Annotated in this window: 19 protein-coding genes and 1 pseudogene; 7 read left to right on the forward strand and 13 right to left on the reverse strand. The window is 40.1% G+C overall.

All coding sequences use genetic code 11. The features are described from left to right. Window positions 1-2: 2 nt before the first annotated feature. Together MNY66_RS01500 and MNY66_RS01505 are read right to left on the reverse strand one after the other, a co-directional pair. On the reverse strand, window positions 3-1,454 hold the full coding sequence (locus MNY66_RS01500) for an SrfA family protein (protein ID WP_241501298.1): 1,452 nt from the start codon (window positions 1,452-1,454) through the stop codon (window positions 3-5). A gap of 936 nt (window positions 1,455-2,390) precedes the next feature. Continuing rightward, entirely contained in the window at window positions 2,391-3,818 is a 1,428-nt protein-coding gene (locus MNY66_RS01505; protein WP_241501299.1) for a vWA domain-containing protein, read from the reverse strand. A 457-nt stretch (window positions 3,819-4,275) separates the two neighbouring features. On the opposite strand from MNY66_RS01505, the gene kduD reads away from it, so the two are divergent. Both kduD and MNY66_RS01515 read left to right on the forward strand, forming a co-directional pair. Continuing rightward, window positions 4,276-5,037: a 2-dehydro-3-deoxy-D-gluconate 5-dehydrogenase KduD gene (gene kduD, locus MNY66_RS01510; protein ID WP_047254753.1), complete on the forward strand. Its 762-nt coding sequence runs from the start codon at window positions 4,276-4,278 to the stop codon at window positions 5,035-5,037. A gap of 80 nt (window positions 5,038-5,117) precedes the next feature. After that, a complete protein-coding gene (locus MNY66_RS01515; RefSeq protein ID WP_047254754.1) occupies window positions 5,118-5,756 on the forward strand; it encodes an RpiB/LacA/LacB family sugar-phosphate isomerase in 639 nt (212 codons plus the stop codon). Window positions 5,757-6,077: 321 nt separating this feature from the next. On the opposite strand, the gene MNY66_RS01520 is transcribed toward MNY66_RS01515, so the two are convergent. The 11 genes and pseudogenes from MNY66_RS01520 to MNY66_RS01565 form a co-directional block, all read right to left on the reverse strand. Then, entirely contained in the window at window positions 6,078-8,765 is a 2,688-nt protein-coding gene (locus MNY66_RS01520; RefSeq protein ID WP_241501300.1) for an autotransporter domain-containing protein, read from the reverse strand. Between the two features lie 14 nt (window positions 8,766-8,779). After that, window positions 8,780-11,176, reverse strand: a complete 2,397-nt coding sequence (locus MNY66_RS01525; RefSeq protein WP_241501301.1) for a polysaccharide lyase 8 family protein — start codon at window positions 11,174-11,176, stop codon at window positions 8,780-8,782. A 13-nt stretch (window positions 11,177-11,189) separates the two neighbouring features. Continuing rightward, entirely contained in the window at window positions 11,190-12,197 is a 1,008-nt protein-coding gene (locus MNY66_RS01530) for a hypothetical protein (RefSeq protein ID WP_047254757.1), read from the reverse strand. Between the two features lie 264 nt (window positions 12,198-12,461). Continuing rightward, entirely contained in the window at window positions 12,462-13,511 is a 1,050-nt protein-coding gene (locus tag MNY66_RS01535) for a glycoside hydrolase family 88 protein (RefSeq protein ID WP_047254758.1), read from the reverse strand. Window positions 13,512-13,514: 3 nt separating this feature from the next. Beyond that, entirely contained in the window at window positions 13,515-13,949 is a 435-nt protein-coding gene (gene agaF / locus MNY66_RS01540) for a PTS galactosamine/N-acetylgalactosamine transporter subunit IIA (protein WP_241501302.1), read from the reverse strand. 10 nt (window positions 13,950-13,959) lie between these two features. After that, complete coding sequence (locus MNY66_RS01545; RefSeq protein ID WP_047254760.1) at window positions 13,960-14,829, reverse strand: PTS system mannose/fructose/sorbose family transporter subunit IID; 870 nt, start codon at window positions 14,827-14,829, stop codon at window positions 13,960-13,962. Next, window positions 14,819-15,583, reverse strand: coding sequence for a PTS N-acetylgalactosamine transporter subunit IIC (gene agaW, locus MNY66_RS01550; RefSeq protein WP_047254761.1), 765 nt, complete (start codon window positions 15,581-15,583; stop codon window positions 14,819-14,821). Before agaW ends, MNY66_RS01545 begins: the two co-directional genes overlap by 11 nt. 20 nt (window positions 15,584-15,603) lie before the next feature. Continuing rightward, complete coding sequence (locus MNY66_RS01555) at window positions 15,604-16,083, reverse strand: PTS sugar transporter subunit IIB (RefSeq protein WP_197075979.1); 480 nt, start codon at window positions 16,081-16,083, stop codon at window positions 15,604-15,606. Between the two features lie 52 nt (window positions 16,084-16,135). Next, complete coding sequence (locus tag MNY66_RS01560) at window positions 16,136-16,981, reverse strand: DeoR family transcriptional regulator (RefSeq protein ID WP_047254770.1); 846 nt, start codon at window positions 16,979-16,981, stop codon at window positions 16,136-16,138. Between the two features lie 1,013 nt (window positions 16,982-17,994). Next, window positions 17,995-18,090, reverse strand: a pseudogene (locus MNY66_RS17990) (Tat proofreading chaperone DmsD); the annotation flags it as partial. Between the two features lie 311 nt (window positions 18,091-18,401). Further along, window positions 18,402-18,614 carry a SymE family type I addiction module toxin gene (locus MNY66_RS01565; protein WP_047254763.1) on the reverse strand — a complete coding sequence of 71 codons (213 nt, stop codon included), beginning with the start codon at window positions 18,612-18,614 and terminating at the stop codon, window positions 18,402-18,404. A gap of 428 nt (window positions 18,615-19,042) precedes the next feature. Between MNY66_RS01565 and MNY66_RS01570 the strand changes: the two genes are divergently transcribed. From MNY66_RS01570 to MNY66_RS01590, 5 genes are all read left to right on the forward strand, one after another. Next, window positions 19,043-20,329 carry a nicotinamide mononucleotide deamidase-related protein YfaY gene (locus MNY66_RS01570; protein WP_047254764.1) on the forward strand — a complete coding sequence of 429 codons (1,287 nt, stop codon included), beginning with the start codon at window positions 19,043-19,045 and terminating at the stop codon, window positions 20,327-20,329. Window positions 20,330-21,013: 684 nt separating this feature from the next. Then, window positions 21,014-21,973 (forward strand): siderophore ABC transporter substrate-binding protein, encoded by a 960-nt coding sequence (locus MNY66_RS01575; RefSeq protein WP_241501303.1) that lies wholly within the window; start codon window positions 21,014-21,016, stop codon window positions 21,971-21,973. A gap of 10 nt (window positions 21,974-21,983) precedes the next feature. Next, window positions 21,984-22,946 carry an ABC transporter permease gene (locus MNY66_RS01580; RefSeq protein ID WP_241501304.1) on the forward strand — a complete coding sequence of 321 codons (963 nt, stop codon included), beginning with the start codon at window positions 21,984-21,986 and terminating at the stop codon, window positions 22,944-22,946. Next, window positions 22,933-23,916 carry an iron chelate uptake ABC transporter family permease subunit gene (locus tag MNY66_RS01585; protein ID WP_047254767.1) on the forward strand — a complete coding sequence of 328 codons (984 nt, stop codon included), beginning with the start codon at window positions 22,933-22,935 and terminating at the stop codon, window positions 23,914-23,916. The genes MNY66_RS01580 and MNY66_RS01585 overlap by 14 nt, the downstream gene beginning before the upstream one ends. A 1-nt stretch (window position 23,917) precedes the next feature. Further along, window positions 23,918-24,673 carry an iron ABC transporter ATP-binding protein gene (locus MNY66_RS01590; RefSeq protein WP_047254768.1) on the forward strand — a complete coding sequence of 252 codons (756 nt, stop codon included), beginning with the start codon at window positions 23,918-23,920 and terminating at the stop codon, window positions 24,671-24,673. Window positions 24,674-24,796 lie beyond the last annotated feature (123 nt).

Here is a 24,796-nt window from a genome sequence, read left to right on the forward strand (position 1 = left end):
GATTAATTATTCTCCCGCTTTATCGACATAGGAAATGTTTGATTATTTTCATAATGACCTTGGCAATCAGCGATACTTTTTGCCCCAGGTTGGCAAACAACGTTTGGCATTAGGTAACGAGAGCCGTCGCTGCACTGTGCTTGGCTTTGATTATTGATGTTCAATGCGCCGCGATTAAGCCCTGCACTGACAGGCGATTTGCAGGTGACGCCATCACCTCGGGTCATTACCACTTCGCCTTGACCGTCTTTTATTTGATAATTTAAGCTTAGTGGCTTGCCGGTATTTTTATCTTGAATCCCGGCACCTGCATGCCATTGTCCATTAAGAAATTTCGTGGAGTTAGTGGCCAACGCATCCGCTGGGATGGTTAAAGGTACGGTCTCTTGAAGGGAATGCGTTGAGCCGTTGGATACATTTGGTTCATCGGGGGGCAATATTGGCGAATTATTGGCCGCTAGCGGGGTGTTTTCTGGGATACTTTTTGGCGTGTTTGGCACATCTACCGGTGGAATGGGGTTATGCGCAGGGTCGAGAGCTTCGGTAGGCCGTATAGCGTCTGGCACTGCGGGATGATCACTAGCCGCAGTCTCTGTTGGGACGCTGATCACGGTATTATTATCCGAATGTGAAATATTTTCCGGCAAGGGCACACCGATGGTATTAATTTGAGGGGTTGGAATAGCCACGTTATTTTCGGTGGATATTCTTGGGAGATCTATCGGATTAAGCTCGACAGACGGTCGGGATATTTGAGGTAATGCCGGTGCAGTTACTGTGGGTAATGACGCACTCGGTAAGCAACTTCTTAGCAAGAAAAAAGCCAGTAACAGCAAAAGTAGAGGGAATAGCCACCATAAATAGAACCATCGGCTGCGGCGTTTAACCGTCCGCGGTTGGGGTGCGAATTTGGGTTCATGTTCAGAAAGCGGGGTGGGTATGGTAGGCGTCGTCGATACGGCAGGCGCAATCACCGGGGGTTTTAAACAGCTGACTGGGTCGGGGCGCGCTTGATTATTAGCGTTAACAAAGCCCCAAAAAGTGATCACCGGTTGACCGTTGACAATAAATATATGTTCTTTATCGGGGAATTGGATTGTTTTGCCCAGTAAAGCGCCAAATAATTGTTGCTCGGTATGGGGGCGCTGCTGCATATCCTGACTGAATTTTTGTAGCTCATCTTGATTTTGTTTTAGGATATGGTAAGCCTTTTGTTGTTCTTGTTCCGTCGCCGCAGACCAGGGGATCACTTGTCCATCAATCGGTGAATACCAGTCAATTCGGTCGCCAGTTTCATTGGGTTGAGGGATGCCGAGGCAATTAGCAATATTGGTTTTATTTCTTAAACGGAGTGTTTCTCGAAGTTGTAATGCGGAAACATAAACGGCTTGGCCATTTTCTCCCATGGGGAGATAGTTCTCTAATTTACCATTGCGTAAGAATACTTTAGTCACGATGATAATTCCATTTGCCCAAATAACCTTAGCGGGTTATTTTTGTTCGCTAATATGCCATCAGATCAAAAAAGAGAATCAACCCTTTTTATTAAATTAAGCAGAAATGTAGATTATATCTTCATTTTATCTGGGGGTAATTATCAATAAAATGGTAGAATTATTCACAGATTGATCTACGTTTATTTATAATTATATTTTATATGAAGATATATAGTGTGTCTATCGTCGAGCTGCCCGTTTTGCCTGAAGGCATTGTCTTGAATTTTATTATGGCTAATTAAATGTCATTAATTTTTTTGCTAAATTAAAATAATCATAAATTATTGATAATCTGTATTTGACTAAAAATAACACAATCAATCTCTTTTCTTCGGTATAAAAAATATAGAGATGAATTGAAAAATAAAAAATAAGTTTATTATCAATGGTATATGAATATATTGATGATATTTAAAATGAGTTGTTTCTATATTAATGAGGTTAGCTATACAGCATGGCGTAAGCATTGTGGTGTTGAGTCAATAATCATTCTGCTAAAAATAATATAATGATGAATAGCTGATAAAATCACTCAATAAATAGTTTATAATATTAATTAGGTCATTTAAATTTTGTTTTTTTAGTTTTAAATCGCTGTAAAGAGGAAGTATTAAAGCATATTTAACCTAACCAGTCGTAGAGTTAAAAATAGAAGATGATTGAATTTTAAGTGAGCTAGATCACAGATTAAATAATGGAATAATTAGCCGTGTCAGGATAATAATCTACACAAGATGTATTTCAGTTTATGATGTCATACAAATATTTATCTAAAATAAAATAGCATACTCGCAAAAATAACAGTGCACCGGATAAAACTTTATGACTGAAATTGGAAGATAGGCGCACTGTTATTTAATGGTAATATTTAATGACAATATTTAACTTTAAGCTTTAACGGCAATCTTTAGGGATATAATCTTCGATAGCCTTATTCATCATAACACTGACTTCCTTTGCATTTTTGGCGGTAAAGACCTTTCCGCCTGTTGAGGTGGCAATACAATTTCCTGCACCGACGCCCATAATATCAATCACATTGACTACCATGCGGGGATGAGCTTTTTTCAATTGTTTGGCGGTGGTGCAGGGGTCTTTATTACAGGACTCGAATCCATCAGAAATAAGGATCATAATGGTGTCTTTTTGATTATTTTTGATCAAACTGCCGGCTTTGACTAACGCCTCAGCCAGTGGTGTGCCAGCATCGGGTTGAATGCGATTAATATAATTGAGTAAGGTTGGGCGTTGTGTGAAATTATAATTTGGGGTGGTTTTTATTACGCCGCAATCAGATGCTACAACGGCGGATATCATCATGTCGGAGGGAATATTTTTGACAATTTTTGTTGCTGCATTACGGGCAACGCTGATCCGGCTAGGTTCTCGGTCATATCCGTTAAAAATAAGCCCTTGGGAGAGCATATCAAGTTCACGTTGGGTAATATTCATGGAGATAGACATAGATCCTGATGCATCAAAAATCAAAATAACTTGTGGTGCCGATTGCGGAGAGCGTTCTGCGGGACACAGATCTTTGGCTGGTTTTTGTAAACGGGAGGTACATATCGATTTAGCTTGAGGGTCTGAATGATCAGCGGTTAATTCCTGAATACACTGGTCTAAGGGGGTTAACTCGATAGTTTCAGATACGGGTACTGTCTCCGGTTCAGGTTTACTCACCAGCTCTGGGAGTTGTGCGATGGTCTCTACAGACGGCTTTTCAATCGTTGCTACAGGGGCTACGCGTGGGTCAAAACAGCCTTTTAGCCAAGAAATTAATAGCAAAATAAACAGCAGTAATAATAATGATAAAAGTATCCGTGGCCATAATCGACGGCTGATCGCGATAGCTGCTGTCGTAGGAATTGTGGTTGGGCTTAACGGCACGGCTGGTGCGATAGGTTCGGCCAATGGCGTGATCCGAGGCCACCATGTTATTACGGGCTGATCATTGATAATCAGTATGCTGTCGTCTTCTGGCAGTATGGCGGCTTTATTTAGCAATTGAAGTTCAGACTCGGTGATATTGCCGAGCTGTTTCTGTTGTAGTGCCAGCGTGGCGATATCATTTAAGCGTTCATTTAAATTTCGACGAATGCGTTGAGCTTCATCGGGTTCAAGTGACAGCAAGGGTGTTGGGTATCCGGATAATTCGGAATACCACTCGATGGCATTATTCTCCCCAATTTGAGGCACCGCAAAAAGAGAATGATATTTGGTCGGAAAAAAGCGCTTAAGCAGATGAGTTAATTCGACATGATGAGCTAATGCAAAGTTTGCGCGCTGTGTTTCTGTTGTGAGCCGTGATATTCGATTCATTATAATAGTAGCCTTAGATGCCAATAATGATTGGCCTATTATTAATATGAGATCTTTATAACACAGAGGTAAAAAGATTAAATTATCTTCTGCTAATTGTCGGAAATTTTAATTTTTTTGATTGATTTTTATTAACGACGATTTGCTATTCTAATTAGTTGAGTCATTAGTTATATAGCTCGCTGTTTTTTGTAGCGATATATTTTATTAATTTTTCGTTTTATCTATTGATCTTTCACCTTTTCGTCTTATGGCTAACTGCACTTTTCTGCGCTCATCTTTCTGCGCTCATCTTTCTACGTTCACCTTTCTGAGTTCACCTTTTTAAGTTCGCCTCATATATCTTTAGTTAAAATAAAACGGCGTTTTAATTTTGTTTGAAATCTAGTTGGAAATGGTATCTAATGATTAAAATGAAACGGCGTTTCAATTAATTAATCTTAATGAGGTAAAAATCATGATCCTTGATTCATTCAAATTAGACGGCAAAGTGGCGATTGTTACTGGATGTGATACCGGTTTAGGCCAAGGTATGGCGTTGGGATTAGCAAACGCGGGTTGTGACATCGTGGCAGTGAATATTACTGAACCAGTAGAGACAAAACAAAAAATCGAAAAATTAGGCCGTCGTTTTCTGGATATCCGCGCGAACTTAATGCGTCAGGAAGAAATCGCAGGAATTATTGAGCAAGCCGTTGCTGCCTTTGGTCAGGTTGATATTTTGGTCAACAATGCCGGGATTATCCGCCGTGAAGATGCGATTAATTTCACTGAGCAAGATTGGGATGATGTGATGAATATCAATCTGAAATCCGTTTTCTTCATGGCGCAAGCAGCAGTGAAACAGTTTATTAAACAAGGTAATGGCGGCAAGATTATTAATATTGCCTCGATGTTATCTTATCAAGGTGGGATCCGCGTTCCTTCTTACACTGCATCAAAAAGTGGGGTGATGGGGCTGACACGTTTAATGGCGAATGAGTGGGCGAAATATAATATTAATGCTAATGCTATCGCTCCGGGCTATATGGCCACCAACAATACCGCAGCGTTACGTGCAGATGAAAGCCGGAATAAAGAGATCGTTGAGCGTATTCCTGCGGGTCGTTGGGGAACACCGGATGATTTAGCCGGTCCTTGTGTGTTCTTAGCCTCGTCAGCGGCTGATTATATTAATGGTTATACCATTGCCGTAGATGGTGGTTGGTTAGCGAGATAATTATTTAGTTAAGCATTAAGGGTTAAGAATTTAGCATTAATTAATCCTTTTAATTTATTGATGTTGATAGGGAGTAAAGTATGAAAATCGCACTCATGATGGAAAACAGTCAGGCAGCTAAGAATCCAGTAATTCTTAATGAATTACAATCAGTTGCAACCCCATTAGGGCATGATGTGTTTAACGTCGGCATGAGTGATGAACATGATCATCATTTAACGTATATTCATTTAGGGATCATGGCGAGCCTATTACTCAACTCACGCGCGATTGATTTTGTGGTGGCAGGTTGTGGGACGGGGCAGGGTGCGTTGATGTCACTGAATATTCATCCCGGTGTGGTATGTGGTTATTGTTTAGAGCCTTCGGATGCTTTCTTATTTAATCAAATTAATAATGGTAATGCGTTATCACTAGCCTTTGCTAAAGGTTTTGGTTGGGGCGCTGAGCTGAATGTGCGTTATATTTTTGAGAAAGCTTTTAGCGGTGAGCGCGGCCAAGGGTATCCGATTGAACGTGCGGAGCCGCAAAAATGTAATGCGGCTATTTTGAATCAAGTGAAAGCCGCCATCGTAAAAGAAAATTATCTAGATACCTTGCGTGCGATGGATCAAAGTTTAGTTAAAACTGCTGTTTCAGGTGAACGCTTTCAAGCTTGCTTCTTTGAGCATTGCCAAGATGTTGAAATCGCTGAATATGTACGTTCATTATTGAATTAATCATAAGCTAGTCATTTTCATGCTCGCTGCATGTTTAGCCCGGATTTTAAAATCTGGGCTTTTTTATGGCAATTTACTGAGGGGATAGCGGATTAATCGCGTTTATGTTAACCCCCGATATGGTTTTTTGGGTATCGTTTCTAGCATTATTTTTAGTATGTTTATTTAGTATGGCTTTTTAGCGTGAGCTGATAACGATTTAAGTCTGAATTGTGTGATTAAAAATAGCTGCGGGGAGTTTTGGCAGCGATAAAAAAGCCATTCCTGGATAAGAGGAATGGCCTGTTTTTGTTATTTTTATGGCAGATTTACGGGTAGAGATCACCAGTTGAAATTTAAGCCTGCCGAGCTGTGCCAAACATTTTCTTGGTGGTCGTTAAAGGCATGTTGATAACCGGCCTTCACATAGTAGTTCCACGAATCGTTAAGTTTCACATTGACCCCTGCGCCAAGTACACCGGAGGTTTGTTGGTAGGTAGTGAGCAAGCTTTCCGTGTGATTGCTGCTGTTAATGCGGACTTGGTTACGATCGCGCGATGATAATTGATTGTTGAGTTCGATATCGATAAAAGGGGCATATTGTGTGCCTGATATCGACATGGTACGCCAATACATGCGGGCGCCGGCTTGTACGCTAATCTGTTCATCTGAATGATTATTGACGGCGAGATCACTAAATTGGTAATCGTCTAAATTTAGCGATTGGTAAGTAACCTGTAAGCGTGGCGCGAGGGAGAAGTACTCGTTGATAGCCATCGGGTATCCGGTTTCTAAAGCAACGAGATAACCATTAGCCGTTAAATCAGCGTGTTTTTGGCTACGATGGGCATTCACCTTGCCGCGATAATGGTTGTACTGGAAGGTGGTTTGGGTATACCACCCTTGATTAGCAACATAACGCCAATAGATCCCCGGGCTGAGGGTATCTAATTCGACCTTGCCCAGTTGGGTATTTTCCGCGTCCAGTGTTTTGCCATAAACATTGGCATTGCCTTTAACATAGCCAAGATAGACCCCAATTTTGGATGGGCTATTATCACTGCTTGGCCATAGATCACTGCCTATTTGGATCCCGCTGACGTGGCCTTTCCATTCTGGATTAGCTGCGCCATCTCCGCTATTTTGTTGTTTCGCATACAGTGTACGCACCCAAATTCCTTGTCCGGTTTGCACCATGCCATTTGGGGCTGTAATTAGTCGATCACTGTATTGAGGCAGCATTGCTAAGCTGGATTGACGCAGAATATCGGCAACGGCGGTACTCACCACCGCATCGGAGCGCATTGCCCCTGATTGTAGCAATTGTTCAAATTGGTAGCTTTGCCCTGCATAGACGCGATAGTCATAGAGTCCGCTGGTGAGGTCGGCATTATTGTCTGCGCTATTTTTGATCACCGCTTGGTCATCATTTCCGCTGATCGTCCCTACGGTGGTGGAATGACCATTCAGGTCTAAATAGCTTCCTGTACTGGTATCGTAAGTTTTAGCGAATTCAATATTGGTGGTGTGGTTCAGCGCATTATCATGATTTATGAGGATCCCCGCGTTACCTTCCAGTTTTAGCGTGGTGTCAGCGAGCGCATCCTGATGATTCAGGTTAATGGTCGCATCACCTTTAAAGCGCAAGCTACTGTTGTCATTATTAATACCGTTATGGGTATTAATATTAAGCACAGAATGGCCATCAAACAGGAGTGTTCCCCCTGAAATGCCTTGTTCGGCATTGACGTTTAAGGTGGCATCATCTTTGAAAGTGGTGGAGGCTCCGCCATTGATTGCGTACTGGCTATTGGCGTTCATGACGGACTGGTTACTGAATGTCTGACGGCTATTACCGGTGATCCCTCCGCTGCCGTTGGCATTAAATACACTGTTTTGACTAAAGTTTTGGGTTCCGCTGACCAGTGTATCGGTGCCACTGGCATTTAAGATGCTCGCGCCAGTAAAGTTTTGAGTGCCCCCGGTGATTACATTATTATTTGTGGTATTTAATGTCGCGTTATCTTGTAGCTTAATTAGTCCGCCTGAAATGGCATTATCCGCGTGGGTATTGAGCTGTGAAGAACCCGCCATAATCTGATAACCGCCAGCGATTCCTTGTTCGGCATTGACGTTGAGGATAGCGCTATTAAATGTTTGATTCCCGCCAGCTAATCCTGATGAGGCATTGATATTCAACTGGGTGCCAGATTGAAATATTTGTTTATTGCTGCCGTCGGTTGGGCCTGTGACACCATTTTGACTATTAATATTCATTTGTGATTTGCCACTAATCAGCAATATGCCACCATTGACACTGCCGCCCGCGTTAATATTTACGCTGCTTGAATCTTGAATATTTAATTGTCCGCCGCTCATGGCGTCTTTTTTGTTGATATTGACCGTAGAAGCGCCTTTAATGCTCGCCGCTTTGCCTGTTTGCAGTGAATCTGCGGTATACGCATCTTTGGCGTTTAAATTTACCTCGGCGTCCGTCACGGTAAGCGCTGAGTTGTTATGTAGTCCATTGCTTGCATTGATATTGAGGGTAGTACCTGCGTTTAGAGTTAATGCACTATGGCTAATGCCGTGGGTTTGATTGACATTAATTTCAGCTTGGCTGTTAGCGAGCGCCGTCAGTTTGGCATTCGTAAGCCCGTCTTTAGCCGTAATATTTAATTTGACTTGTGTCTGCCCAGAATTGCCTCGTAGGGTATAAGTCCCGCCATTAAGACCTTTTTCAGCATTAACATCTACCTGAGTATTCTCTCTAAATTCATATATGCCTGAGGCGTTATTAAAGGCATCAGATGCCGAGACGGTTAATCGACTGTCGCCGGCAAAATACACCGGTGTTTTATCGATATAACCGGCAGCATTGGCGTCAATAGTTTTATTGGTACAATAACTCGATCCACCACAATCTTGAGTTATCCCAGCGTGTACCGAGGCAGAGACTAGGGAGAGTGAAAACAGTGCTAATAGCATGGTTGGTTCACGTAATGAAGTATAAGTTATTTTATTTTTCATAGTATTAGCCCTGATTATTTTTGTAATTCGAAGAGGTAACTGCTGCCGCGTAATTGGCTAACATCGACGCTAATAATGCCGTTTTGTAAGGTAACGCGTGAATCTGGATCTGTTTTTAGTTGCAGTGTTTCAGGCAAGCGGAAAGAAACTCGGCTATCTCGTCTTGGTGAAGCCACGGCAATTCGATAATCATTGCCTACTGGCGTAATAATTAATGCTAAGGGAGTTAAGGCCTCGATAATACCCGCTTGTGAAGGGCGCCAGAAATTGGCCATCACGGTTTGGCTGGCGCTAAACTGTATGGCTTGTACCGATTTATCATTGGCTAATAGATTAAATGGCACGCTGTCAGCACCCGTCGGATAAATCGTGTAGGCGTAGCTTTCGTTATCCGATGAGGCATGTGAATTGAGCAAAGTTAAAAAAGGTGCACTGACAGGACCGGAAGAGGTACCAATCTCTGACCAATCGCCCTGTCGCAGGCTCCATTGTGCGGTCACTGGCTGGGCGCCATTGAGCTCCCAACGCATTTTTTTATCCCCATCAACTAGCTGAACCGTGTGTTTAACTGATACTTGTTCGCCAGAATGTAGTGGTTTTCCATCGACTTCAATTTGGCTAGTCGCGGTGATTTTACGATTGTCTAATGTAGTGACAACCGGCTGTTGCGCTGAAATATCAGTGCCTAACATCACCATAATATCGGGAGCCATAAACCATGATTTTTTAGCGGTTAATGACGATTGCGGCACTTTTAATTCTAGGCTGGCACTTGCCCATTGATCGAGTGTGACACCGCCAGCCCAAGTGATGTTGGCATGGCCTAATTGGGATAAACGGTATTGTTCGTCGCAACTGCCGAGTTCACCAGCGGAAGTCGTTCCGGGTAAATAGCGAGCATCGACGACCGGCCAATAGCCAGTATATTGATTATCATCGTGTTGATAAATATAGGTCATGCCGTCTGCGGTACGCTGGCCTTTCAGATTTTCACCATTGATGCACTCATAGCTGCCGGTACGATTTGAATGCATAGCAATCACTGACATATAGTGGTTACCGTGATACACAACGCGATCCATATCGGCATAAACGGTTCCCCCCAGCGGGATTTTAGCCTCGGGAAGATCTTGGTGGATCAGGCGATTGATCACTTTCCATGCGGCTAAATTATCAGGTAATTTTGCCTGATAATGCTGAATAACCGCAGGGCGCAGTTGAGATTTAAGTTGTTTCTCGAGGGCTATTTTTTGTTCAGTAGGAGCGCCATCTACAAACAGCGCAATGGCATTGATCATCGTTAATCCAACATCGAGATCTTGTCCATTATGACGTGAAATACTACGGCCATTTACAGCGTCAATCATTTTTCCTTGATATAATAGCGGGAGATAACTGCGATTAATTGTTTGATAAATCTTCAGATTATCAGCCGCTGAAAAATCCCATAGGGTATTAGTGACGGTACGCTTGATCAGCCCCAATCCATTCAGCAAGACTTGCCCGTAGGTGCCGTTATACGGTAAATCTTTATGCTGAATAAATGACCCATCGGCATAGAAACCGTCACCACTGGTAACTCTATCAAGTACTTCAGGCAGCGAATTAACCGCATTAGTGATCTCTTGGCTGTCATTGGCGAGCAAGCCACGAATAAATACTACTTGGGCGCTATCAATGCGATTACCGCCAGTAGAGGTAAAGGCATTTTTAGTGGTGGAGTAAGGCGCGCCGCTGCCTTCGGCCAAGTAACGCGGATCCTTGACAAAATGCCGGGTAGCTTGGTTATATGCGCTGATGAGCTCTGTGGGAATATCGTCGTAGAGGATGATTAAAATATTATTCAGCGTGCGTGAGATCCCGAGTTCCCAATGCCACCAATTTCCCCATTCTGGCGCATCTTGATGATAGTAATGCTGATTTAGCCAAGTTAAGGTATTAATCAGCGTGTGTTTTAATTGCGGGTTATGATAAAGATCGGTGCCCGGCGTGGCATACGCTTTAGTAAGCACAAACAATCGTTGGTAAAGGGTATTTAGCGTACTGCCTAAATTTAGCCGACCTGCAGATGAATGATCATCCAGTGCCATATCTGACCATAATGGCGCATCGTTGCCGTCTTTATTCATTTTTTGCCACAGATCATTGGCATTATGATTTAACTGAGCAATATATTGGCTCAGTAATTGCGGGTTGATATCTGCGGTTGGAATAAAATTATTACGCCAATTGATCCGCATAGCTTGGATCATTTTTTGATTATTAACGGCAGTCTCATTATTAGCCGATGCAGAGGATGCCGCTAAAGGTATCGTTGAAGGTACAGTGACAGACAATAAATCCTGATTGCTTTCAGCCTGAGCCGCCCAAGGAAGCAATGAGATTAATAGAGCGATATTTATTTTTTTCATTGTTTAACTCATATTAGAAGTTATATTGAGCGTTTAATTTAAAGAACCATTTACGACGTGACTGCATATCATCGCCTTTTTGATCTTGCATTTTTTCTTCTTGGAAATAGGTTTCCATTCCCGCAGACCATCGGCCATTAAAAGCATAACTGGCATAAACACCGTAACGGCTATAAGGTTGTTTTAAGGTAATATTGTTGGCGGGATCTTTTTCAGATTTCATTTTAATGCTGCGCGTCAGGGCAAGGCGAGTATAAGGACCTAGAGTGAGTTTCCCGAGTCGATATTGATAACCTAAAGTGGCTTGGACTAATTGGCTATCATAGTTATTAGTGACTTTATCGAATTCGGTGTGAATACCGAGCGTATAGGAATTAAAGTCATTAATATTATTTCTTAATCCGAAATCAAATTCATATCCCCAATCACGATATTTGTTCGAGCAAAAGCCATATTGATTGGCTTGCTGCTTAGTACATTCGCCTTGATTGAATTTGTCTGTTACGCGATCATTTTTGCGGCTGCCTTTAGAATCTGCCACATAGAAAAAACCGTTAACGAATAAACGCGAATCTTTAGTTAATAGATAATCGAATTGCGGTAAAATCCGTAATTGGTGTTCGTAGCGTTCACCGTAATAATTGTTTTCATCATAGGGGACAATGCGTACTCCAATTCCCGGGCGGAAAATAAAATTACCGCTACGGATATAATCGGTCGCATACAGTTCATATAAGCCCGATTGCCCGGTACTGGTTTTATTTTCGTATTTATCTTTGTGTGGATATTCTTTTAATAATAAGCGCCCGGAGAATGTCCAGTCTGAATCTTGGGGTTTATAACTGAAACGCAAATAAGGATTATAGGAAGTTTGACGGTAATAATTAATATTTTCTTTTTGTGGGTAATATTCGTATTCGCTACCGATTTGAATATATCCGCTAGCAACTGAGATAGCTGATGTGGTAATTAAACAGGCGGTAAGTAATGTTTTCAGGCAAGCAGAGTGTGTGTATTTCATATCATACCTATAATAATATATAAATAAAAATAGCCTGATGTACAGAGATAAGAATTTATCCTGACGTTTATCCTGATATTTATTTTATGGGGTGAAGCTGCGTATATTATTTTTATTACTGTAGGGTGTGTGGCTCCTGATTAATGAAATTAGTTTTTTATTTTTAACTTTTAATTTCTAGTATTGAAATTATATGGGTTATCTTCGCCAGATTTTAAGCTGGAGAGATAACAGGCTGATGGCCAGATCAGCCTGTGGATACGATTAGCTATTTTCGGCTAAGCGCAGTATTTCACTGCCTGCGAGTAATAACACCCCAGTGCCATAATCAATATTATGATCTTTTTGTACCCGGCGAGGGTTGTACGCTGGTAATTGAACGAAACCCAGTTTACCTGCTGAATTAACGCAATGGCTGAGGCCTTGCCAAGCTACATGTGCTGCTTTAGCAAATTTTTCATCCAGGATATTTTCATTCACGCCCCAAGCGAAGGCGTAGCAGAACAGTGCGCTGGCGCTACTTTCTGGCTCTGGGAATTGTGCAGGATCGAGCAGGCTAGTGCGCCATAAGCCATCTTGATGTTGAAATTCAATCACTTTTTCGGCTAATTCGCGGAACATACGCAGATATTTTTCTCGGCTTGGATGTTCGACGGGTAAATGTGCCAGTAACCGAGGGATAGCGGCTAATATCCAGCCAATCCCTCGCGCCCAGAACACTTTTTCACCATTTTTTTCGCGAACGTTTTCACCTTGAGGTGCTGGCATATAGCGTTTATCACGATAATAAAGCCCACTTTCGGCATCATAAAGATAGTCGACCGCATCCCACCAATATTTATCCATATATTCCCAATAAATCGGTTGTTGGGTTTCTGCGGCGAATGCGGCCATCGCGGGCGCAGCCATAAATAATGAATCCGCCCACCACCATAATTCACGGCCCGATTTTTCTGATTGGATCATGCTTTCAAGGGCTTTAGCACTGTATTGAATCGCGTCTGGACATTCGAGAGCTTTATAGATATCCAAATAAGCCTGAATGCATACTTGATCATCGGCAAAATTAGTCAATGGACCGGCGCGAAACCCGGTATTGAGGCTATAATCTGCTAGTCCTTCTAAATAACCCGGTTCATTGGTAGCACGCCATGCGGCCGCCACGCCAGACCAAAAAACGCCGCGTTCCCAGTCAGTGGCTTTTAAATAGCGACGTTTACCCGTGCTGCGGATCACCCAACGTGTTTGGTTTGCTTTTTGCCATTCATATGCTTTATGCATGAGTTGGCGTACTTGTGCGGTTTGAGTCGTCATGATTTAGAGTCCATCATCGATAAGGTCAGGCGTTTCTTCTTCTTCATCAACCTGTTGAACTTCGCTGATAGATTGATGACCCAAGCTAATGACAAATTCGACTAATTGTTCTAATGTCAATTCATCACGCTCTAAGCAAGCATTCGCTATCATCGGCAAGTTGCTGCCGGTGACCACTTTGATATTTGGTGTGTTGGCCAATAATGCTATCGCACGGTTACATGGGGTTCCGCCCATTACATCCGTCATCAGCAGAACACCTTGCCCTTGCTGGCATTCTGCCACCGCGTCCGCCATATGTTGTTGCAATTGTTCTGCGCTGGTGGAAGGTAAAAAATCAATAAACCGAATTTGGGGCTGTTCGCCAACAATCGCTTCTACTGCGGACTGTATACCGCTGGCAAAATTAATATGCCCAATAACTACGATACCTATCATGATGTTATCCTTAGAAAATACCGATAAGATGACCAGCAACACCGAGGAATAGGGTGCCAAAAATCAGCGCACTTGGGGATTTACCTTTTTGAACGAGGTAATACATAATCCACACCAAGGCCAGTGGTAACGCATTTGGCAATACTCGGTCTAATAAGTCGGCTTGGATATTAACTTGTGCCTCCCCAGCTTGCACCACAAGCGGCGTCGAGACTTTCACAAAGGCTGCGGTCATCGAGCCTAATACCCCTAACCCGATAATGTTGGCCGCACGACCTAATTTATCGGCTTGTTCCGATAAACGACTCAGTGCAGCAACCCCTGAACGGTAGCCAAAGAACAACAGCCAAAAATAGATAAAGAAATGGTAAAACTGATATAAAAAGAAGAAAACAAATGGCCCTGCAATACTGCCCTGTAATGAAATTGCTGCCCCGATACCCAGAGTTAATGGCATCATGGTCATATGATCAATTGCATCGCCGATACCGCCGGTTGGCCCCATAGTTGCGGCTTTAATTGCACTGATGGTTTCTGGCTTCTCTTTATTTTCTTCCATAGCAATCGCGAGACCAAGAGGAAAGGTAAAGAGTTTGGGATGCGCATTATAGAAAGCCATATTATTTTTCAATGCTAATGAAAAATCATGTGGGTCGGTATGTATTTTCTTTAATGCGGGAATAATACTGTAGCAAAAACCGCCAGCCTGCATTCTCTCATAGTTAAAGTTACCTTCCATAAATAGACCACGGAAACCTACTTTCCATAGATCTTTTTTAGTAATAACTGAACTTATACTTTTATCTTTATATTCGGTCCCTGTGGTTAGCGCAATAGTATTATCTTCACTGGCTATTTCATTTATTGTTTTAGAGTTCATCTTGAATATCCTCTAAGGTATTTTCATTATTATTATTGTTTCCTGATTTAAAGTAATCAAGAATAGCAATACACAGAAAGGCAATAGCGACGGCAATAATAGGTAATTTCAAATAAGTAGTTAATAAAAACCCTAAGAAGAAATAAGGTAATAATTTAACGTTAAACATGGTTCTTAATAACATAGCAAAACCAACCGCTGGCATCATTTTCCCAGCAATCGCCATACCATCAATTACATTTCCTGGTAAATATTTAATAATAAAGTCTGCGGCTTGAGTTCCAAAATAAACTGCTACAAAAGCAACAACCGCATATAATATAGCTCGGACGGCTAATCCCAAATACAACATATTATCTATGCCTTTGGAATTTCCTTGCTCTGCATATTTATCACATTTTTGCATAACTGGAGAAAATGAAGTAAACATGAAGATAACCAATGCCTGCATAGCTAATGCAAAGGGGATCGCCATCCCGATGGATGCATCAGGGCTAATGCCCAGAGTAATAGCAAAAGCGGTACCGACAATCGCTCCGATAGTCACATCTGGTGGCTGAGAACCGGCATTAGGTACTAAACCTAACCAGGCTAGCTCCATTGCTGCACCAGCAATTAATCCGGTTTCGAGGTCACCCATAATCAGCCCAACAACCGGGCCAGTAATAAGAGGTCGATGAATATTTAGCGCGACATCATATTTATCGATGCCGCAAAACGCTGCCCAGAGAGCAACTAAAAGTGCTTCATACATATTGCCACCTTAATATCAGGTTAAATATATTCGAAAATATTTTTCTTACTACTTTCAGGCATGTGCTGAATATAAGATTCAATACCGTTATTTTGGATAGATTTAAATGCTTCGATATCATTCGGGCTTAATGAAACATTTTTATCGACTTGTGTTCTTTCAGAATTATGATGCATATTCCCAACGTTAACTTCTTTAAATGTCACGCCGCCATTAACTAAACGAGCAACATCTGTTGGGTTTTTACATAAAATAAGAATGCGTCTGCGCTCATCAGCTTTATTAATACTATTAATTAGCTGATCTATGCTACGGAATAAAACAGTATATTCACCGCCAGCTGCTCCTTTAAAGGGTGCTTGTAATAAAGGGTTCGCAGCAATATCGTCATTAGCGACAATAATTGTATTTGCGCCAGAAAATTTACCCCAAGTAATTCTTATTTGGCCGTGCAGAAGACGTTCGTCTATGCGAACTAATACAATATTAGCCATGTGTATATTCCTTTTAAATTAGTGTTGTAAAATATAAAATATTTATTTGTTTAATTATTTATAGAGATAATAAATTATCTGGAAAATCAGTATCACCAATAAAGTGCATTGCGTGTGTGTCTTTGCGCTGTGGTGTTACAATAAAAATTAATTGTTTAGTTATTTTGCGTAATAATTTTAAAAAATTGACATTTTGTTGTGTATTGGAAAAAAATCCCTCCTGTGGTACAAAATTGTCGACTTCTATAATGGTACTTTCAACGCGATAATTAATTAATTGATGTTCAATACCGGTAACGTCTAATGCCATGGTGTCGATATTGACTTGACCCCCTGGAATAATAATTTTGGTATTTTCATCTCTCACGCTTAACAGTGAGGGGAGCAACAAATCATTAGTTACAATAAATTTAGAGCGCCAATCTTGGGTGCGTACCCATTGCCGTGTCTGGAGACCAGCGGCAATAAAAACGGATTGACCTATTTCACAAGGCGAATTATTGGCAACGGTTGCGGCGATATTTTGCGGCGCGGTTAATTCGGGCTGTGGTGGTGTTATTAATTGTTGTTCTATCCCCAGCGTTGCTAATAATTTTGTATCTGATAATGCTGTGTCTATTATCGGTGCAGAGACTAAAGGGGTCTCGGCTAAAGGTATTTCTGTTATTGTGTTATCCGGTTCTGTCTGGTCTTTTGGCTGTACAAATCGAGATATTGCGCCTTTATTTAACAGTACATAACCATTTGAGCGGACCACATACCCCATACTTTCTAAAAAACGTAGGTCTGTCCGTATGGTTGCTCCGGAAACACAAAAGTATTCAGACAGTTCATTGACACTAAACTTTCCTCTTACACCAACTAAGTTGGCGATTTCCATTCTACGTTCCACTGTAGTTTTCATTTTTAGATGCTGCCGTTTATTTTTATTGTCTTTCATCATCTTTCATTATGTAACGATTATAAATATAAAACGCCGTTTCATAAAACAAGTTACTCGTTGGATTGTGAGCAGCATCAAACAATTATTGGTTTTTTTGACCAATATGACGATTAGGTTCAGTTGGTAGGATGATCATTTTTTGTTAACTAGTTGACTTTATTTTGTTCTTTTAGTCTAAAAAATAATCCAACTTATTAATAATAAACAATTAATTTTTTTATAAGTTAGTGGGATTTATTATCACATAGGATTGGTTGATTTTTGAGCTTAATTTGAGAGTAAAAAAAAGTAGCCTCCATATTTGAGGGTTTACAGACCCAATAACGTGTTTTCGGTAATGAGAACACGTTATTTTAGACGTCATGGAGAGCGGGATTATGGCGAGCTAATTATAGTGTGCAATTATAGTGCACTAAAAACGGTGGTTTAATATTAGGCACGAACTAATATCATAGGCAGTTATTGCAGAGACTATTTATGCTGGGCTAATATGCAGGCGAATATCGCAGATCAGCCAGATTAGTAAGGGTGATAGTGGGTACGTTGATGGCAAAGTTATTCGGCATGAGTTTTCACTTATACTGAATAAGCGTTCGATTATCTCGTTCTATTAATTGCCATGGTCAGCGACATAGCTGGAATTACTGTGGCACAATCGATAATTATTGTTGCCAATGGTTGAGCCTCAGTTGAGCTAGTGCAGAGATCCCTTGATCAAACGAATTATTTGAATTTTGGATCCTCAACGTTAAATCGTATGTGCTCCAAGGCATTAAATAGGTAGCAATAAACCCATTTAATGCTTGCGGTCGTTGTTGAGCTGTTATCATCAACATTAAGACAAAATAGTTATTAAAATAAAACAGTTATTAAGACAAAATAGTTATTAAGACGGAATAGTTATTAAGACGGAATAACCTTCCGGCTGTTTTTTATTCGTTAAATTTTATATCCGTTGTTCTCGCATCGATTTGGCGCAGCACCAGCGTAGCATCGTTGAACAGTATATTTTCTTTATCTAAATAGACCGATCCCCAAGGAGGGAGTAGCGTATATGGTGTAACAAATAGGTGTAACAAATAGGTGCTTAATCATAAGCATTCGGCTAATCAGGCGCTAGCTTCTTAGAATTAACAGCCAACTTATAATGGTATCTAATTTTGGCGAATCGGGCTGATGCTATCTGGGCTAGTCTAAATAGAACTATTAATTGAGATAAACCATCCCTTTGTATAGAAAGCATAACTATATTCACTCATACCGTCAGTAACTATCTCTGATAGCAAAAAAATTAATCTACTAGTCATTTAACTTATTATTTGGGTATAAATATCTGGTAATTATTACTCTATAAAATAGAATCAGGATATTTATTTGATATTTACTCTGATTCAACTCGTTGAATAATTAATCGACCCATTTCTAAGCTTATCTTTATGGGGGTACCAATAGTAAAACCTAAGGTAGCTAACCATTTTCCACTTAAAATTAATTGAGGCTTTTTATTCGGTTCCCCTTGATTAGGTAGATAGCCTATTTTGTAGTGCCGTGGCTTGGATGAAAGTTCCTCTATGGTTAAATCTATTTTATTCATGGCGATGCTCTCTTATAAATAATGTGACTAAATGAATTTATATTGTTGTTTAATTCACGCTTATTAATTATATGTATTGTTAAATATATTTAATGGTTATATTAAGTTCATAATTATATGTTATTTTTGTTTTCCTATAATTACTTTCTACTATTAGTATATAACTAAAATAGTATTATAAATATTATTTTTGTTTTGTTCTTGCTTGTGTTCCAAAATAAAAAATCAGATGTATGTAACTGATTTTATTTTTGCGAGCATACTCACAATAGATACAATTATTTTATTTATTAAAGTGTAAAAATATTAATCTCACTATTGAAGAGGGAAAATAATAAATAAAAATCAATTACATTTTCATTTTAGAGAGCATAATAATAAGGTAGCTTATTATATGCCAGATAATATAAATTAATAGGAGTTAATCCATGCTCGTGGTTGAAATGTTAAGTACCGGAGATGAAGTGCTGCATGGGCAAATCATAGATACTAATGCCGCTTGGCTAGCAGACTGTTTTTTTCAGCAGGGGATCCCTTTAAGCAGTAGAACCACAGTAGGTGACAGTTTAGACAGCTTAGTCAGTGTATTGCTTGAGCGTAGTTGTCATGCGGATGTGTTAATTGTAAATGGTGGGCTCGGACCAACGAGTGATGATTTGAGCGCCTTAGCGGCGGCTACTGCTGCTGGCGTGCCTCTCATTGAACATCAAGAGTGGATTACGATAATGGAGGATTATTTCGCCTCTCGTGGGAGAGCTATGGCAGCAAGCAATCGTAAGCAGGCAATGCTGCCACAACATGCTGAATTAATTGATAATCCTGTAGGGACAGCCTGTGGTTTTTGTTTATTAATTAATGATTGCTGGTTATTTTTCACGCCTGGTGTTCCTTCTGAGTTTAAGGTGATGATCACAGAACAGATCATACCGCGTTTACGTCGGCGTTATATATTACCTGAGCCACCGGTATGTTTACGACTCACCAGTTTTGGACGCAGTGAAAGTAGCTTAGCGCAGCAATTTGATAGTCTAACTCTGCCAACAGACTGTGTTATGGGATATCGCTCCTCTGCACCTACCATTGAACTGAAACTCACTGGACCGGCAATACAACAACAAGAGATGCTAAAAGTTTGGCAGAAGATTAAAGCTGAGGTTGGTGATAACTGTGTATTTGAAGGTACAGAAGGATTAGCCTCGGTTATTGGTCGCATGCTTATAAGCCAGCAATTGCAGGTGGCGGTGAGTGAACACTTTAGCCAAGGTTTACTGAGTTGGACATTACAATCGGCAGAGGTACCTTTTAAAGGTGGGGTAGTTATTGGAGGTAATATCGCCTATCAAGATGGAGTTCATAACAATAGCGAGCAAAAAGCTTCTATGAATAGTGGCGTGATGATTGAGGATAAAAAATCTGGTCAAGAATCACAGTTATCAATGTTATTGGCTCGAGCTCGCGATATTGCTGTTAGCCATCATGCTGGTATTGGTTTAGTTATCGGGGATTATGCCCATGGATGTTTATCGTTGGCATTATATACTCCGGAAAAAGCATATGCCCAGCAAGTGCGTTATATGCCACAAAACCACAGCAAGAAAACTCAGCAAGATGTCAGCGTGATGTTGTTATTAGATATGTTATCTCGCTGGTTAACTCAGCGTGAGGTCTTTGGAAATTATGAATGGTTGATACCAACAGAGACATTGGTAGTTTAGGCCTGAGAAATCATATAATTATTCATTAAGCCTTATTATTGCGCTAATTATTACGCAAATCAGTGGGGCTAAGCATAGCGATTATACACAGGTGTACTTAGCCTACTGTGGAGCTATTAATATAGATATCAGTATAGACATGGGTAGCAAAGAGAGTAAAAAAGCCAGTGTAACTGGCTATCTATTATTATTTGAATTCCCCTATAGATTCAATGGGTTAATTTAACTCTATATTTTTTCTGTAATAAGGTTATTGCGGTATTAAAAGTCTTATTATTTAAATATTTGCAGATAAATATATGTTAAGTCGGTTAATTATCTTGATTATCGGTTGATGTAGTTGTTTATTTTTACCTCAATCGAATTGAATGCAAATGTAAATTAATATCATTTGTGATAACTAAAAGGTAATATGCGCTATGCATAGTTCAAATGACCGACAATGATTTCTAGATGACTGATGAGAATGGTTATAGAAATCCACTTACGGCTTACTGTTCATGGCTATTGAATATTAAGTACCGGATCTTTTTAAGTCATCGCATTGTGGTTTGGTCAACTGGACACTTGTTACTCAAGTGGCTTAGATAGATGCAGATAAAATATAAGTCACTCAGCTGTTTTAACCATGAAACCGTTGATAATTTTTATTATCGGTATGTCAAGATAGATTGAGGGAATCAGATGTTCGCCAAATCATTAGTTTCAGGTTTTATATTGCTATCAGCTTGGATGTTGACCGGTTGTGACGATCCTAAAAATACCACAGAAACTGCGCCTACGGCAGAGAAACAGGTAATCACTATTGAGCATGTACAGGGTAAAACAGAGATCCCTCGTCATCCTAAAAAAGTGATGGTGATGAATATGGAAACATTGGATATCATGGATGCTTTAGGTGCACCGGTGGCCGGAATTCCACAAACTAACGTACGACTGCCTCAATTTTTATCTCAATATACCACCAGTGATTATATTAATGCGGGTACATTGTTTGAGCCAGCATACGAAACATTGAGTAATGCACAGCCAGATTTAATTTTGGGAGGCGGTCGTTCGCGTGATGCATACCATAAATTAAGTGGTGTAGCGCCAACTATCTCCATGGATATCGATAATAAAAATTTCGTCAAGAGTTTGACTGAGCGTACGACACAGTTAGGCATGATTTTTGGTAAAGAAAAACAAGCAGAAGACGTTATAAATGCATTTAATGCAAAAATAAACACTATAAAACAAAAGACACCTAACGCAGGTAAAGCGATGGTGATTTTAGTCAGTGGTGGCAAAATTTCAGCTTATGGCCCGGGCTCACGCTTTGGATTTTTATTTGATGAACTAGAGTTCGAACCCGCGTATGTATTTGCTGAAACAGGAACGCATGGAAATATCGTGAATGCCGAGCTGTTACTAAAATTAAATCCAGATTGGTTATTTGTAATAGATCGTGACAGCGCAATAGGTCGATCAGAGGCTCAGCCTGCACAGCAAATTTTAGATAATGCATTAGTGAGAAAAACCTCTGCTTGGAAGAATGATCAAGTCGTTTATTTAGATCCAACGGCAGTTTATATTGCGGGAGGGGTACAGACCTATTCTCAATTGATGGATGATATTAATAACGCATTAGATCGAAATAAATAAAAATAAGCTTATGAAAACGTTTTATTTATTTTTCGGTATTATTGGCCTACTGATATTAGCGCTGATAAGTTTATTTATAGGAGCGGGTGATGTTTCACCCGTTGATCTATTCACTGATCCTGAAATGCAGGATATCTTTTTTATCAGCCGGATTCCTCGAACCGTGTCTTTGATCTTAGCCGGTAGCGCTATGAGTGTCGCCGGGTTGATCATGCAGCTATTAACCCAAAATAGGTTTGTTGAACCCTCTTTAGCCGGAACCACACAATCTGCCAGCTTGGGGTTATTATTGGTGATGGTGTTATTTCCTGCAGCCAGTATTATGACCAAGATGGTAGTGGCCAGTTTATTTGCTTTGATGGGCACTATGTTATTTATGCTGTTATTGCGTCGCGTTATTTTAAAATCAGCGTTAATTGTTCCGTTAGTGGGAATTATGTTAGGTGCGGTGATTAGTGCGTTGACGTTATTTACAGCTTTTTATTTTGATTTATTACAATCTCTCGGCGCTTGGATGAGCGGTGATTTTTCCAGTATTTTGCAAGGTCGATACGAATTATTATGGTTGGTTGGGTTGCTTACCTTAATCGCTTGTTGGATTGCGGATAGTTTTACTGTCGCGGGGATGGGGCGTGAATTCGCCATTAATGTAGGCCTGAATTACCGTAAGGTAATGACTATTGGATTATCGATTATAGCCTTAATTAGTGGTGTTGTGGTGGTAGTTGTTGGTGCTTTACCTTTCTTAGGCCTGATTGTTCCTAATCTAATTAGCTTAGTGATGGGCGATAATATACGTAAAACGTTGCCATGGATTTGTCTGGCGGGGGGAGGGCTAGTACTGCTATGCGATATTATTGGTCGTCTAGTTCGCTATCCATTTGAGATCCCAGCCAGTGTTATTCTTGGTGCTTTAGGTGCGGTTATTTTTCTCTTCTTATTATTAAAGCAACAACGTCATGCAAAAAGTTAATGTATTAGCTGTATTTCATAAAAAAAAGATTAGTCCAAAGCAGCGGATAGGCATCTTATTGATTTGTGCAATAGTGGCGATAATCCTTTTTATGACCATTAATCTGGGCAATAATTTAGCTTATATTTTACCACATCGTGGATATATTGTATTGACGATGATCCTGGTGGCTTTTGCTTCTGGAGTGTCGACAGTATTATTCCAGACTATAGCCAATAATAAAATATTAACCCCTTCTATTATGGGGTTAGAGGCTTTATTTGTTTTATTACAAACTATATTTGTTTTTTATACCGACAGTTTCCCGGCTTCATGGGCGCTGAATATCGGTAAGTTTATGCTCGAATCTTCATTATTAGTTTTGTTCTCCGTATTGTTATATCGCTGGTTATTTATTTCAGCAAAATTAAATATCAACATGGTACTAATGATAGGGATTATCCTCGGAACATTATTTCGTAGTACTGCAACGTTATTGCAGCGTTTGATGGATCCGAATGAGTTTTCAATTTTACAAGGCCGTATGTTTGCTACTTTTACGCGAGCAGCGCCTGAGCTTATTTTATTTACTTTAATCATTACCATTGTGGTGGGTATTTTATTGTGGCGGATGCGCTATTGCTTTGATGTCTTGGCATTGGGGCAGGCTAACGCAGTTAACTTAGGTATCAATTATCGGCAACAAATTACAGTTATCTTATTACTCATTTCTATTTTAGTTGCTATTTCTACCGCCTTGGTGGGGCCATTAACGTTTCTTGGCCTTATGGTTGCTAATTTAGCCTATTTTATTAGCGGCAGTAGTCAGCATCGATATCTTCTCCCTGTATCTTTTTTATTGGGCGTTATTGCGTTAATTGGCGGCCAGTTAATTCTTGAATATGGTCTACATATGGCAGGAACCTTATCGGTAGTTATTGAGTTTATCGGTGGGATATTCTTTATCTATATGGTATTAAAAAGGTTTTAGTATGATTGAAATTAATCAGATATCGAAGAGTTATCAGGATACTAAAGTCTTAGATAACATCACTACGACGATTAAAAAGGGAGGGATTACCTCCATTATTGGTCCGAATGGGGCGGGAAAATCAACGCTACTATCGATTATTGGCCGTTTATTAATGGCGGATACTGGCTTTGTTAAAGTTAATGACTTTGATGTGGTTACCACGGCCAGCGATAAATTGGCTACTTGCTTGTCGGTATTACGCCAAGAAAACCAATTTGCTAGTCGTTTAACGGTTGAAGAATTGGTTGGATTTGGTCGCTATCCGTATACTAAAGGCCGTTTAAATATTGAAGATAAACAAAAAATTGATGAATCATTGTCATTTTTGAATTTGACCGAACTACGATATCGTTATTTAGATGAGTTATCTGGTGGGCAGCGACAGCGCGCATATGTGGCTATGGTACTTTGTCAGAATACGCAATATGTTCTTTTAGATGAGCCACTTAACAATCTTGATATGAAGCATGCGGTGATAATGATGAAGTTATTACGCCGAGCAGCGGACGAACTAGGTAAGACAATTATTTTGGTTATCCATGATATTAATTTTGCTTCGGTGTATTCTGACCAAATTATCGCCATGAGATCAGGGGAATTATCTTACCACGGTACGCCACAACAAATAATGAAGTCTGAGATTATCGAAGATATCTTCGATACCCCCGTTGAGGTTAGAAAATTAGATAACAATTTGATTGCATTATATTACTAAATTTGGAATATCTAAAAATGATACCAATGTATAGGTATCATTTTTTTGTCGCTCATTTATCTGCTTATTAGTTTATCTTGGGTTAGAATCGGTATTTTATAAAAAATGTTAAAATAACAGTTT

Origin of the sequence: Moellerella wisconsensis, assembly GCF_022592395.1 — a bacterium.
In the GTDB taxonomy this organism is placed as follows: domain Bacteria; phylum Pseudomonadota; class Gammaproteobacteria; order Enterobacterales; family Enterobacteriaceae; genus Moellerella; species Moellerella wisconsensis.

Coding starts and splice junctions, on each gene's coding strand:
- MNY66_RS01505 (WP_241501299.1), bottom strand. CDS start 3,818: ATGAATCGAATATCACGGCTCACAACAGAAACACAGCGCGCAAACTTT.
- kduD (WP_047254753.1), top strand. CDS start 4,276: ATGATCCTTGATTCATTCAAATTAGACGGCAAAGTGGCGATTGTTACT.
- MNY66_RS01515 (WP_047254754.1), top strand. CDS start 5,118: ATGAAAATCGCACTCATGATGGAAAACAGTCAGGCAGCTAAGAATCCA.
- MNY66_RS01520 (WP_241501300.1), bottom strand. CDS start 8,765: ATGAAAAATAAAATAACTTATACTTCATTACGTGAACCAACCATGCTA.
- MNY66_RS01525 (WP_241501301.1), bottom strand. CDS start 11,176: ATGAAAAAAATAAATATCGCTCTATTAATCTCATTGCTTCCTTGGGCG.
- MNY66_RS01530 (WP_047254757.1), bottom strand. CDS start 12,197: ATGAAATACACACACTCTGCTTGCCTGAAAACATTACTTACCGCCTGT.
- MNY66_RS01535 (WP_047254758.1), bottom strand. CDS start 13,511: ATGACGACTCAAACCGCACAAGTACGCCAACTCATGCATAAAGCATAT.
- agaF (WP_241501302.1), bottom strand. CDS start 13,949: ATGATAGGTATCGTAGTTATTGGGCATATTAATTTTGCCAGCGGTATA.
- MNY66_RS01545 (WP_047254760.1), bottom strand. CDS start 14,829: ATGAACTCTAAAACAATAAATGAAATAGCCAGTGAAGATAATACTATT.
- agaW (WP_047254761.1), bottom strand. CDS start 15,583: ATGTATGAAGCACTTTTAGTTGCTCTCTGGGCAGCGTTTTGCGGCATC.
- MNY66_RS01560 (WP_047254770.1), bottom strand. CDS start 16,981: ATGAAAACTACAGTGGAACGTAGAATGGAAATCGCCAACTTAGTTGGT.
- MNY66_RS01565 (WP_047254763.1), bottom strand. CDS start 18,614: ATGAATAAAATAGATTTAACCATAGAGGAACTTTCATCCAAGCCACGG.
- MNY66_RS01570 (WP_047254764.1), top strand. CDS start 19,043: ATGCTCGTGGTTGAAATGTTAAGTACCGGAGATGAAGTGCTGCATGGG.
- MNY66_RS01575 (WP_241501303.1), top strand. CDS start 21,014: ATGTTCGCCAAATCATTAGTTTCAGGTTTTATATTGCTATCAGCTTGG.
- MNY66_RS01580 (WP_241501304.1), top strand. CDS start 21,984: ATGAAAACGTTTTATTTATTTTTCGGTATTATTGGCCTACTGATATTA.
- MNY66_RS01585 (WP_047254767.1), top strand. CDS start 22,933: ATGCAAAAAGTTAATGTATTAGCTGTATTTCATAAAAAAAAGATTAGT.
- MNY66_RS01590 (WP_047254768.1), top strand. CDS start 23,918: ATGATTGAAATTAATCAGATATCGAAGAGTTATCAGGATACTAAAGTC.